A 12,637-nucleotide genomic window follows, 5' to 3' on the forward strand; every position below is an offset into this window, starting at 1 on the left:
AATATATTGACTATTATAACAATAAAAGAATAAAAATCAAGTTAAATGGTATGAGTCCAGTACAATACAGAATGACTCAATTAAATACGTAAATGTTTAACCCGTCCAACTTCTTGGGGTCACTTCACTTCGATACTCACGTTCGGAAGAACAAATAAAAAAACTGAGTTTTTCTTTGTTCTTCTCTCACTAAATCGTATCTTTGTGGCAAAAAAGAAAGAAATAGAATATGAATAAGAACGACTTTATGGCAAGAGCCATTGAACTATCGGAAAATAGTGTGAAGAATGGTGGTGGACCATTTGGTGCTGTCATTGTGAAAGATGGAGCGATTGTGGCAGAAGCATCCAATTGCGTCACAATAGACCTTGACCCGACTGCACACGCAGAGGTTAGTGCCATTCGTAAAGCAACAAAAGTGTTGGGAACATACGATTTGACAGGGTGCGAAATCTATACCTCATGCGAGCCATGCCCTATGTGTTTGGGTGCTATCTATTGGGCACACCTCGACAAAATCTATTATGCGAATGACAGAAAAGATGCTGCCGACATTGGTTTCGACGACGATTTCATCTACCAAGAACTCGAACTGAAGCCTGAATATCGTAAGAAACCCAGTGAAATAGTGATGCAACACGAGGCTAAACGAGCCTTTGAGATGTGGCGCGAGAAGACAGATAAGACCGAATACTAATATGGATATGATATTTGTTGATTATATAATCCCCAAACAATAAATATCTTTATGTTGAAACGCACAATTCTATTTATCCTTTTGTCTTACATCTCAGTAGTCTGTATTGATGCGCAACGCCGTTGGGTTGTAACCGACGAAGACCTTACAGTGTGGGATTCTCCCCAATACCTGAATAAACTCGGTATGATACATTGAGGCTATATACTGTTTGCATTCTTTGGTGTAGATGTCCCAGGCATGTTCGATAAGATGGCTGATATGGATGTTGCAGATATAGGAGCAAAGTGTTTTCGCCCACTTATAGCTGCCACAGTATGTGGCATCACCTATTACTTTACCTCTAATCTGGATATCATGGTAGGGGCACTCTTGGTATATCAAGTCCTTTTACTTCTCTTGCGAACAAAGCAACTCGGTAGTTTCAGAGCAGCTATTGTTGAGATGCTATACTTGACAATGATAGCCTCCATATTCGTTTTGGTTATTATACCGTTGATATTCTTCTCAGATAGAGGCTCTACAAAATCATCAAAAAGAAAATCAGATGATGATGATGAGATATTAATCAGCGATCAATATGGTCATTCCGTCAGAGTTCGTAAAACAGGTATGAATACCTATTCCTTTGTATTTCGCTCACTTAATCGTACCTTTGACCTGCGGTCCAAGGTAGGCTGCACCTCGGAAATGAAAAGAAAAACGAGTTTTTCTTTTGCATTTCGCTCGGTTTGCACTACCTTTGCACCTAATATTATAGAGAAAGAGATTTGTACTATAAGAATAATATTAGGTAAACAAGAGTGTAGCAACAGATAACAATTGCTCGAAAAAACGATAACGACAGCATGATACAGTCAATGACAGGCTACGGTAAAGCCGTAGTAGCATTCAAAGAAAAGAAGATTAATGTGGAAATCAAGTCGCTCAATTCCAAGCAACTTGACCTAACCACTCGTATAGCACCACTCTATCGTGAGAAAGAAATGGAGGTGCGCCAACTCATAGCAAAGCATTTGCTGCGCGGAAAAGTGGAAATGTCACTCTGGGTAGAAAAGGATGTCACAGTTGATGCCACTACCATCAACACCGCATTGATGCAGAACTATTACGATCAGTTGCGCTCTTTTGTTGAGGCTAATGCTATCGGACAGCAGGTGGATTGGTTGCAGACACTGACCCGCATGCCCGATGTTATGGCAAAGACAGAAGTGGAAACACTGACCGATGAAGAGTGGGAAGTGGCACGACAAGCAGTCGAGCAGGCCATCAAAAACCTTGTTGACTTCCGTATTCAGGAAGGTGCAGCTCTGCAAAAGAAGTTTGCTGAGAAGATCGACAATATCGAAGCACTGCTCCAAAGCATCGAACCCTACGAGAAAAGTCGTGTGGAGAAGATTCGTACTCGCATTGTAGATGGACTCAAACAGATACCTTCTGCCGAATACGACAAGAACCGTTTGGAACAAGAACTCATCTACTATATCGAGAAACTGGATATCAGCGAAGAGAAACAGCGCTTGGCAAACCATCTGAAATATTTCCGCGAGACCATGGCAGACCATGCCGGACAGGGTAAAAAGCTCGGCTTTATCGCCCAAGAGATGGGTCGCGAAATCAATACCACCGGTTCGAAAAGCAATCAGGCAGAGATGCAGAACATTGTGGTGAAGATGAAAGACGAATTGGAACAAATCAAAGAACAAGTGCTCAACGCACTCTAGATCGCCTATGAAAGGAAAGCTCATCATCGTTTCAGCCCCATCCGGCAGCGGCAAATCGACTATCGTGCGTTGGCTGATGGAGCAACATCCAGAGCTGAAGCTCTATTTCTCCGTATCCTGCACCAGTCGCCAACCACGCGGAACAGAGCAGGATGGAGTGGATTATTTCTTTCTGCAACCCGACGAATTCCGTCAGAAAATAGCCAATGGCGAGTTTCTTGAATATGAAGAGGTCTATACCGACCGCTTCTATGGAACACTCAAAGCACAGGTGGAACGCCAGCGTGAAGCAGGCCAGAATGTCGTCTTCGACGTCGATGTGAAGGGTGGAGTAAACATCAAGAAGTATTATGGCGATGAAGCCATGAGCCTTTTCATCCAACCCCCATCGGTAGAAGAACTGCGCCGCCGCCTTGAAGGACGCGCCACCGATACTCCCGAAGCCATCCAACAGCGTTTGGATAAGGCAGAATACGAATTGACCTTCGCCCCGAAATTTGACCATATCGTGGTCAACGACGACCTCGAAACAGCCAAACAAGAGGCACTCCGACTGCTCAAAGACTTCCTCGGATGAAGCATATCGGCATCTTTGGAGGGTCGTTCAACCCTATCCACTGTGGACATGTGGCACTCGCGGAAGAGATTCTCCGCCACACCAGCCTCGATGAGATATGGCTGATGGTGTCACCCCACAATCCCCTGAAGCAGCAAAACGACTTGCTTGATGACCAGAAGCGACTGGCATTGGCTGAGAAAGCCCTTCAGGGTCACCCTCATATCAACGTCAGCGACTACGAAATGCACATGCCCCGACCGTCCTACACCTGGAATCTTCTCGAGGCATTGACCGCCGATTTTCCCGGCCATGTGTTTTCGCTCATCATCGGAGGCGATAATTGGGATCTCTTCAATCGCTGGTATCGCGCTGACGACATCCGTAGGAAATACCCCATCATCGTTTATCCACGCCCCGGAAGTACGATGGTTCCTGCCGACGATGACCATGCCTGTTGTCACCTCACCGTGGTAAATGCACCGCTCCTTGACGTGTCGAGCACCGCTATCAGAGCCCGCATACAACGAGGCGAAAGCATCATTGGAATGGTGCCCGATAGTATTATTGCCGATGTAGAACGATTCTATCATCAATAAAAGATAACTAAAAATAAGTAAATTATCATCATGGAGAAATTGTTGCGAATCATCAGCATGCTTTGGAGGCCTATCCGATCCAATGCCTCCTTCTTTGTCTTCATGTATGCATTAGGATATTGCTGCACACAGACAGAGATACGACTGCACCTGCGCGGTGCCGTTCCCTACGAGCTGTCGGCTGTCGAATTGTTTTTCGATCTCTATCTGTTGTGTGCCATCCTGGCGGTAATCCCGCGTAAAGTGCGCCGTGTCATCCGTGCCGTTCTGGCTTTCATATTCTATGCGGTGGCACTCATCGACATGTTCTGCTATGTGCATTTCGAATCCACTTTGACCCCCACCATGCTGATGCTCTTCTTCGAAACCACCGGACGCGAAGCCGGCGAGTTTCTGCAATCTTATGTCGGATGGGATCTCATCACCTCTAAAACAGGACTCATACTGCTTATCGCGCTGCTCCATCTGGTATGGAATATGGTGGCACAACAGTTGCGGAGCAATAAAATGGTTGGTCCACGACTCGCTCCCCCAGTGGTATGGATGCTCAGTGCACTGGCAGGAATCGCTGCCTTTGCCTTTTTCATCCATTGCGGTTCCCGTTGTTGGGACAACAAGTGTGCCACGGTACGCCTGATGAGCAAGCACAATCTGGGAGAGGTGGAACACGAACTGACCCAAAAGGGGTGTGCCAATCTCTATCTCCCCATCTACCGTTTGATGTTTAGTCTCTATGCCAACCGATTGGCAGCGAAGCAGGTGGATCGTCTTCTTGCCACTTCCGAGCATGTCAGCGTAGAGAGTTGCGACTTCCGTAGTCCGCAGATCGTACTCATCATCGGCGAGAGTTACAACCGTCATCGCTCTCAACTCTATGGCTACCAGCGGCCCACTACCCCCCGACAGCTACAGCGCATGCAGGATAGCACCCTTGTGGCGTTCACCGATGTGGTAGCTCCATGGAACTTGACAAGCTTTGTTTTCAAGCACATGTTCTCACTTCACTGTATTGGCGACGATGGAGAGTGGTGCGACAGTCCGCTCTTTCCGCAGGTTTTCCGCAAAGCTGGCTATCACGTGAAGTTCCTTACCAATCAATTCCTACCCAAATCGGGTGAAGAAGTATATGACTTCAGTGGCGGCTTCTTCTTAAACAATCCCACGCTGAGCCGTGCACTCTTCGACGAGCGCAACTCCAAACTCCATCGCTACGACGAAGGATTGCTTGAAGACTACGACCGCATGGTGGCAAAGAAACGCTATCCCCACCAGCTCACCATCTTCCATCTCATGGGCCAGCACGTTGATTACCGTGCGCGCTTCCCGATGAAAACCCGTCGGAAGTTTACTCCTGCCGACTATAACCGCACAGACTTGTCGCCACAACGTCAGCAGATCAATGCCGACTATGATAATGCTGTGCTCTACAACGACTCTGTGGTCGATCAGATTATCCGTCGCTTTGAAAACGAAAATGCCATCGTCATCTATGTGCCCGACCATGGTGAGGAGTGCTTTAACGGCAGTCTTCCCTTCTATGGTCGCATGCATTCTGCCGATATTGACTATCGGTTGGCACGCGAGGAATTTGAGATACCTTTCTGGATATGGGCTTCCGATGAATACCGCATGACCCATCCCTACGGATGGAAAGCCATACAGGAGTATCGCCATCGTCCGCTGATGACCGATGCGCTGCCCCATACGTTGCTTTTCCTTGGTGGCATCCACTCCAATTACTATCGTAAAAACTATGATGTGCTCAATGCCGAGTATAACACCCAACGGCCACGAGTGCTGAAGATGACCACCGATTATAACCATCTGAACAAGATATCACGCTGATGAAAACCACTCCTACGCTCCTTACGCGCACCGAATGCGCCGCCTTGCGCGGTCTTGCCATCATCGCCATCGTGCTCCATAACTATTGTCACTTCGTGGGATCGATAGTCAAGGAGAATGAGTATCAGTTTTTCACCTCTAATAATGACCGCCTGATGCAAGCGCTGTCCAGTCCCGACAGTCTGCTTCCTGCCCATCTGCTCTCGTATTTTGGCCATTACGGTGTACCCGTATTCCTCTTTCTCAGCGGTTTCGGACTGGTGATGAAATACGAGCGTGGCAGTGCCCCTGCCGATTCATTGGATCGCCGCTTGTCGTTTGTGCGCTACCATTATCTCAAACTCTTGCGCATGCTCATCGTGGGTTTCACCGTCTTTCTCATGGTCGATGCCGTCACTCCGGGGCGTTTCCACTTCCATTGGAATCATGTAGTGGCACAGTTGGTGATGTATATCAATGTGTTGCCCACACCCGATAAAATCATCTGGCCTGGCATCTATTGGTTCTTCGGACTGATGATAGAACTCTATATCGTCTATCGTTTCCTGCTCTATCGCCGCCATTACGGATGGACCGTAGCGCTGATGGCAGTCTGCTGGATCCTCCAAATGGTATGCGACCCAGAGGGCGAGACCCTCAATCGACTGCGCTATAACTTCATTGGCGGCATGGTGCCCTTCGGCATGGGCATCCTCTGGGCACGCTATGAGCAGTGGCGCAAGGCGATGCCCCTATGGGGACGCGGTGTTTGGAGTGTGATATTGCTGGTGTCGCTGATATTGCTTTTTGTCATGAGCTACACCTTCCAGACATGGCTGTGGGTTCCTGTTATTGCCATTGTGGGTAGTGTGGCATTTGTCAAGAGCATACCTGCAGGTGCAGGCCATGTGTTGGCATGGTTTGGTGGTCTGTCAGCCGCCATGTTTGTGGCACACCCCATCATCCGCAAACTCTTTATCACCGTGGCATGGCGAGGCGACCTTTACGACGGACTGATGCTCTATGTCGTAGTGGTCATCGGTGCTTCGTGGGCGGTGCGACTATTGATAGACCAGATACCACAACCCCAAAGCGATAAATAGTATGCGTACCAAGGACATCGAACTGGCAAATATCAGCCGTTTCCGAGGCGAACTGATGGGAGCCGCCATGCTCTTCATCATCCTTTTCCATGTGGGATTACCCCGCACCGATTTGTTTTTTGGCCTCCGTCGCTGTGGCAATATCGGCGTCGATATATTTCTCTTTCTTAGTGGCATAGGCCTTTGGTTCTCCTGGGTGAAGCAACCTTCCACCTGGAGTTTCTATCGTCGTCGCCTGTTGCGCATCTTGCCTGCGTGGCTCATCATGGCATCGCTTTACTATATTCCACGCTTCAATCCGCAAACCGGGAGTATCATCGATCTGATAGGCAATATCACCATCAACTGGAATTTCTGGCTTCACGACGAGCTGACTTTTTGGTATATTCCCGCCATCATGATGCTTTATCTCTGGGCACCACCTTATATGAAACTCATCACCAAGCACCCCATCTATCGTTGGTCGGTGGTATTGATGGTGTTGTGGTGTGTCATGGTGCAGTGGATCATACCCGTCCACCATGCTGTGGGACATCTGGAAATCTTCTGGAGCCGCGTGCCCATCTTCTTCCTTGGCATCAATTTCGGTGAAATGGTACGTCGTGAAGTGCGCATCGACGGTGCTGCCGTATGGCTTGCCCTGATCACCTTTGTGGCATGTTTTGCATCGTGCATCTATCTCGAACAGGTATCTCACGGGCGTTTCCCACTTTTCGTAGAGCGCATGATTTATATCCCTTTGACGCTGACAGCCATTCTGTTGCTCAATAGAATATTTCGCCGACTGCCCCAACGCGTCAACCGTTTCTGGGCTTTCTTCGGCGGATTGAGTCTGGAGGCATATCTCATCCACAACCACTTTGTGATGGCTTGGCTCAGTCCCTACCACCTGAGTTACTGGCCCACGTCGCTGTTGACCATCGTGCTGACCATCCCCTTGGCGTGGTTGCTCCATCAATTTGTGAAACGACTGTTGCAATGGCTATGAAAGAAGTAGTGGTATATGATTTCGACGGAACGCTGACCAAGAGCGATTCGCTATTGGATTTCATCCGTTATGTGCATGGGCGATGGGCAATGCTGTGGGGATTTCTGTGTTATTCGCCCTTGTTGGTGCTGATGAAACTGCACTGTTATCCCAACTACAAAGCGAAGCAAAAGGTGTTTGCCCATTTCTTCCGAGGCATGACGCTTCAGGAGTTTGACCGCCATTGTCGGCAGTTTGCTGCCGACAACCGCACGATACTGCGCGAAAAGGGTATGGCATCGCTGCAACGCGATTGCGATGCCGACCGCCAGGTGGTCATCGTCAGTGCCTCTATCGACAACTGGGTGCAGCCGTTTTTCCCCCATGTTTGTGTGCTCGGCACACAGGTTGAGGTGGCTCATGACAGGTTGACCGGTCGTTTTCTCACCCCTAATTGCTATGGCAGCGAGAAGGTGCGCCGCCTGTTGCAACGCTTTCCCGACCGCCAGCAATATCGCCTGACCGCCTATGGTGATAGCCGTGGCGACCGTGAGATGCTTGCTTTTGCCGATGAGGCTCATTATAAACCGTTTCGAGTATGAGAGAAAAACAGGTGGAAAAGATGCTGGTGACGGTTGTTGCCGTGCTGCTGTTGGTGCTCAACGTGCTGATGGTGATGAAGTATGATGCGGTGTTTTCCGTTGTTGCCGCCGACTATGCCAAGCGCTTGTCGTATCTCTTCCATGTTTCTGGCTTTGATCCCAACAACTATGCGATACTCACCGAGTGGGGCATGAAATATGATGTGTTGCGCCATCCGCTGTTACCCTATCTCATGGCATTGCCCGCTTCGGTCAACGAGGTTGTCATGTCGCTGTTCGGCTTCAATGCCGCACTCTATATATCCGCCATGATCGTATGGTTTAGCGGCTGTGTGTCGGCATGGTTGCTCTATCGCATCATCCACCGACTGGTGGGTGTCGTAGCCGAAGATGCCGCCCTGCTGACCCTGTTGTTCTTTAGTTTTGCCTACATCCAGGTCACGTTTTTCGTGCCCGACCATTTCAGTTTGTCGCTCTGTCTCATCCTTCTTTCCATCTATTTGATAGGCGGTGCAGCTCAGGAAGGCCGTGTGCTGAAAACCTGGCAGACCGCTCTGCTCTTTGTAGCAACCGCCGGTGTGACACTGACCAATGGTGTCAAGGTGTTTGCAGCCGAATGGATAGCCCGTGGGCGTCGCTTCTTCCAGTGGCGTTACTTCCTTTTGGCGGTGGTCGTTCCATCGGCATTGATGGTTGGAGCAGGCATGCTGGAGGAGCGAATCTATGTTTATCCGAAACAGCAGGAACAGCAGCGCTACTTCGAAGAACACAAGGCAGAGATGATGGCGAAAGCACACCAGAACCATCAACGCTATAAGCATGCGCCATGGGTCATCCATAAAGGCAAGGCGCTGGGACAGGGCGGACTGCTCCGATGGACCGATATCTCGACCTCCCGATGGGACACGATGACCGAAAACCTCTGGGGCGAATCCATCCAGTTCCACGAAACTCACGTGCTCGACGATGTGCTGACGAGTTATCGCCCGGTATTGCTGTCCTATCAGTCGGTGTGGCGCTATGCCGTTTCACTGCTTCTGCTTTTGCTCTTTGTGGCAGGTATCTGGATGGGACGTCACCACCATTTGCTATGGATGTGCCTGTTGGGCATCGTGCCCGATGCACTGATGCACCTCGGCCTGGGCTTCGCCATCAACGAAGTGTATATCATGGCAGCCCATTGGCTTTATGTGGTACCTATCGCCCTGTCGTTTCTCTTTGTGCGAGCTCACGGTCGGTGGCTGTTGGCGCTGCGTGGCGTCACGTTGGCACTGATGGTCTATTTGGTGAGCCACAACCTCGCTCTCCTTTTCGACTGGATGCAGCAGCCCATCGTATCTACCGCCTTCTGGTATGAATAAGTGTATGATTTCTCAAGCAACAAAATAAAAATTTGGTATGATAAGTATATTCAACGACATTTTCAAGATTCGTAAGGAAGAGCGCTGGATGGCACTCATCGTCCTGCTGGTGATAGTGGCACTCAACGGCTTGTTTATTGCGCGACTCTCCCCGCTGTTTATGCAAGAAGGCTTCGGACCCTATTGGAAAGTCTTTATGCGCGAGTTCCATCTCTCCGGCTACGACCCCTTGACCTATCTTGGCGTTACCGATTGGGGCACCGTCTATAATGTTTATCGTCATCCGCTATTGGCATTTTTCATCTGGCCCCTGTTCCTCATCAATGCTATGTTGAGTGCATTGACGGGTGTCAACTGTGTGCAATATGTCGTAGCACTGCCACTCGTGGCAGCTTCGCTCTATTCCTATCTGTTCACCTATCGCATCATGCGCGAGTTTTTCCTCTTGCCCAAGGGCGATGCCACACTGCTGTCGGCGTATTATTTCTCGATGGCATATATCCTGTTGTCGGTCATTGTGCCCGACCACTTCACCATTTCGATGTTCTTGCTGCTGCTCACCGTCTATGTGTCGGGCCGTTGCATCCATGCCGGGCGACAACTGTCGGGGTGGCAGACCGCATTGCTTTTCGTGGTGACAGCGGGTGTCACGCTGAGCAACGGTATCAAGACCTACCTCTCGGCACTATTGGTCAATGGCCGTTCGTTCTTCCGTTGGCGCCATTTGCTACTTGGCGTGCTGCTGCCGGCAGCATTGATATGGGGATTCTCGCGCTGGGAATACCGCACCTACGTATGGCCCAAAGAGCAGCAACGGGCTGCCGCAAAGGCTAAAAAGGCAGAGGAACGCCAGCGTTTCATGGCTTCGTTGTCGGTAGATGAACGTCAGAAAGCCGAGGAAAAACAGCAGAAGCGCAATCAGGTGCTTGCGCGTCAGGCAGCCAAAACAGGTAAGCCGATGAAGAAAGTGGGCTTCTTGAGCTGGACCGATACCACCACTCCGCGACTGAAAACAGCCTATGAAAACCTCTTTGGCGAGGCCATACAGTTCCACCAGCAGCATTTTCTGGGCGATACGCTCGTGTTCCGTCCCGTCTTTGTGCGCTACGATTGGGCTATCAGCTATGTAGTTGAAGGCATCATCGTACTGCTTTTCATCGTGGGACTGTGGGTAGGTCGTCGCAACAGAGTGTTGTGGTTGGCATTATCATATTTTGTTTTCGACATGGGCATCCATCTCGTTTTAGGTTTCGGCATCAATGAGATATTCATTATGGCCCCCCATTGGCTTTTCGTAGTGCCTTTTGCAACAGCCGCATTGTTCCATCGGTTGCAGGGCACACCGCGTCAGATGCTTCGCCTATTGACCGCAGTATTGTCGATCTACCTTCTTCTCTATAATGGTGTGCAGCTGGTAGATTTCCTCCTATCGCCCATCAATGCAACGCTCTGAAACGTGTGACCGTACTGAAAAAAACTACCTATACGATACTTACGGACGTTGGATGAGATATCCATCCAGCGTCCATAGTTTTTCTGTTGACAGGCTCTTTCTCTGCAAATCAAATTGTTTTGCTGAGTAAATCAAATTGTTTTGCTGAGTAAATCAAATTGTTTTGCTGAGTAAATCAAATTGTTTTGCTGAGTAAATCAAATTGTTTTGCTCACGCAAGTATTGTTTCTGATAGTGCAATATATTGTCTGTTAGTGGTTTGTGCACGTTTGGAAGGTGTGCGACAAATGGTACTTTGCAGCGTCATAGAAGTCATGTGCCGATGCAACGCAACATGGTTGTGATAGCAATCTCAATGAATTTGCAGAGGAATTTCAATGAAATTGCAGAGGAATTTCAATGAAATTGCAGAGGAAATTCAATGAATTTGCTAAAGGAAGTGCCGTCTGTGATGGTCTAATATTCAGTAGGCAAGCGAGTTATCTTCGCTTCCAACAATGGCTGTAAACGTAGGGGAATGGACGTAGGGAAATGCAAGACGAGAGAAAATATGGCAATCCGTGCTGTTGTTACAAAATGTTTTCGTAATTTTGTAGTCCATCCAGTACTAACTTCATATTATAACTAACAAATGAAACGAATTGCACTTTTCACTATCGCTATCGTAGCAATGACCCTATCGGCAATGGCAGCTACATCCGAAGGCACCAACAATTTCACTATCAAACGAGGCACCAATGTCAGTCACTGGTTGTCGCAAAGTAATGAACGTGGCGTTGCACGCAGACTCCACATACAAGAAGACGACTTCGCACGACTGGCGCAACTGGGCTTCGACTTTGTACGTTTGCCTATTGACGAAGAACAGTTTTGGGATGAAGCGGGTAACAAACTGCCCGAAGCATGGCATCTTCTCACCCAAGCACTCGATTGGGCAGGCAAATACCACCTACGCACTATTGTCGATCTACATATCATTAGAACCCACCATTTCAATGCTGTCAACGAAGGAAAAGCAAATGCCAATGTGCTATTCACTTCTGATAAGGCGCAACAGGACTTTATCAACATGTGGTATCAACTCTCTGACGTGCTCAAAGCCTATAGCAACGATGCCGTGGCATACGAGTTTATGAACGAACCTGTTGCTGACGACCATGAACAATGGAATCAGTTGATATTCAAAGTACATAAAGCTCTCCGCAAACGCGAGCCACAACGCACATTGGTTGTTGGTTCAAACAAGTGGCAGGGTACGGGAACTTTCAAATATCTGCGTATTCCTGAGGGTGATAAGAATATCATTCTCTCTTTCCACTATTATGAGCCAATGGTGCTCACACACTATGGCGCACCCTGGACTCCCATTGGAAAGTATAAAGGAAAGGTAAACTATCCCGGACAGCTTATCTCACAACAGGACTATGAGGCTATTCCTGCCGACTTGCGTCCGACATTCGAACCATATACCAAGGTGTGGGATAGAGAACGCATCTGCCAAGATTTTCGTGACGCTATTGCTGTGGCAAAGAAATACGGTGTACAGCTCTTCTGTGGAGAGTGGGGCGTTTATGAGCCTGTTAACCGCGATCTTGCCTATCGGTGGACGGAGGATATGCTGTCTGTCTTCAAAGAGTATAATATTGCGTGGGCGACATGGTGCTATGATGCCGACTTTGGTTTCTGGGATCAGAAACGTCATACTTACAAGGATCGCCCACTTGTAGAACTGCTTATGGAGAAGTGATAAA

Annotated in this window: 13 protein-coding genes; 12 read left to right on the plus strand and 1 reads right to left on the minus strand. The window is 48.7% G+C overall.

The genetic code is table 11. The features are described from left to right. Together CIK96_RS01905 and CIK96_RS01910 are read left to right on the plus strand one after the other, a co-directional pair. The coding region (locus CIK96_RS01905) for an IS3 family transposase (RefSeq protein WP_144007349.1) at positions 1-92 on the plus strand (92 nt) is incomplete at its 5' end. Between the two features lie 137 nt (positions 93-229). After that, positions 230-697 (plus strand): nucleoside deaminase, encoded by a 468-nt coding sequence (locus CIK96_RS01910; RefSeq protein ID WP_094439311.1) that lies wholly within the window; start codon positions 230-232, stop codon positions 695-697. A gap of 93 nt (positions 698-790) precedes the next feature. On the opposite strand, the gene CIK96_RS13030 is transcribed toward CIK96_RS01910, so the two are convergent. Next, positions 791-1,081 (minus strand): hypothetical protein, encoded by a 291-nt coding sequence (locus CIK96_RS13030; protein ID WP_144007465.1) that lies wholly within the window; start codon positions 1,079-1,081, stop codon positions 791-793. Between the two features lie 464 nt (positions 1,082-1,545). Here CIK96_RS13030 and CIK96_RS01920 point away from each other — a divergent pair, with 464 nt between their 5' ends. From CIK96_RS01920 to CIK96_RS01965, 10 genes are all read left to right on the plus strand, one after another. Continuing rightward, positions 1,546-2,421: a YicC/YloC family endoribonuclease gene (locus tag CIK96_RS01920; protein ID WP_094389802.1), complete on the plus strand. Its 876-nt coding sequence runs from the start codon at positions 1,546-1,548 to the stop codon at positions 2,419-2,421. Positions 2,422-2,428: 7 nt separating this feature from the next. Further along, positions 2,429-2,998, plus strand: coding sequence for a guanylate kinase (gmk, locus tag CIK96_RS01925; protein ID WP_094389801.1), 570 nt, complete (start codon positions 2,429-2,431; stop codon positions 2,996-2,998). Next, positions 2,995-3,576 carry a nicotinate (nicotinamide) nucleotide adenylyltransferase gene (nadD, locus tag CIK96_RS01930; protein WP_094439315.1) on the plus strand — a complete coding sequence of 194 codons (582 nt, stop codon included), beginning with the start codon at positions 2,995-2,997 and terminating at the stop codon, positions 3,574-3,576. The genes gmk and nadD overlap by 4 nt, the downstream gene beginning before the upstream one ends. 30 nt (positions 3,577-3,606) lie before the next feature. After that, the gene (locus CIK96_RS01935) at positions 3,607-5,421 is read left to right on the plus strand and encodes a phosphoethanolamine transferase (RefSeq protein ID WP_094439317.1); all 1,815 of its coding nucleotides are present in this window, start codon (positions 3,607-3,609) and stop codon (positions 5,419-5,421) included. Beyond that, entirely contained in the window at positions 5,421-6,503 is a 1,083-nt protein-coding gene (locus CIK96_RS01940; protein WP_094439319.1) for an acyltransferase, read from the plus strand. The genes CIK96_RS01935 and CIK96_RS01940 overlap by 1 nt, the downstream gene beginning before the upstream one ends. A 1-nt stretch (position 6,504) precedes the next feature. Further along, on the plus strand, positions 6,505-7,491 hold the full coding sequence (locus CIK96_RS01945; RefSeq protein ID WP_094439321.1) for an acyltransferase: 987 nt from the start codon (positions 6,505-6,507) through the stop codon (positions 7,489-7,491). Further along, positions 7,488-8,072 carry an HAD family hydrolase gene (locus tag CIK96_RS01950; protein WP_094389877.1) on the plus strand — a complete coding sequence of 195 codons (585 nt, stop codon included), beginning with the start codon at positions 7,488-7,490 and terminating at the stop codon, positions 8,070-8,072. The genes CIK96_RS01945 and CIK96_RS01950 overlap by 4 nt, the downstream gene beginning before the upstream one ends. Next, positions 8,069-9,433: a DUF6080 domain-containing protein gene (locus CIK96_RS01955; protein WP_094439323.1), complete on the plus strand. Its 1,365-nt coding sequence runs from the start codon at positions 8,069-8,071 to the stop codon at positions 9,431-9,433. The genes CIK96_RS01950 and CIK96_RS01955 overlap by 4 nt, the downstream gene beginning before the upstream one ends. Positions 9,434-9,470: 37 nt before the next feature. Beyond that, positions 9,471-10,886, plus strand: coding sequence for a DUF6080 domain-containing protein (locus CIK96_RS01960; protein WP_094439325.1), 1,416 nt, complete (start codon positions 9,471-9,473; stop codon positions 10,884-10,886). Between the two features lie 631 nt (positions 10,887-11,517). Next, positions 11,518-12,633: a glycoside hydrolase family 5 protein gene (locus CIK96_RS01965; RefSeq protein ID WP_094439327.1), complete on the plus strand. Its 1,116-nt coding sequence runs from the start codon at positions 11,518-11,520 to the stop codon at positions 12,631-12,633. Positions 12,634-12,637: the final 4 nt, after the last annotated feature.

Source organism: Prevotella sp. P4-98, from assembly GCF_002251405.1.
GTDB lineage: Bacteria > Bacteroidota > Bacteroidia > Bacteroidales > Bacteroidaceae > Prevotella.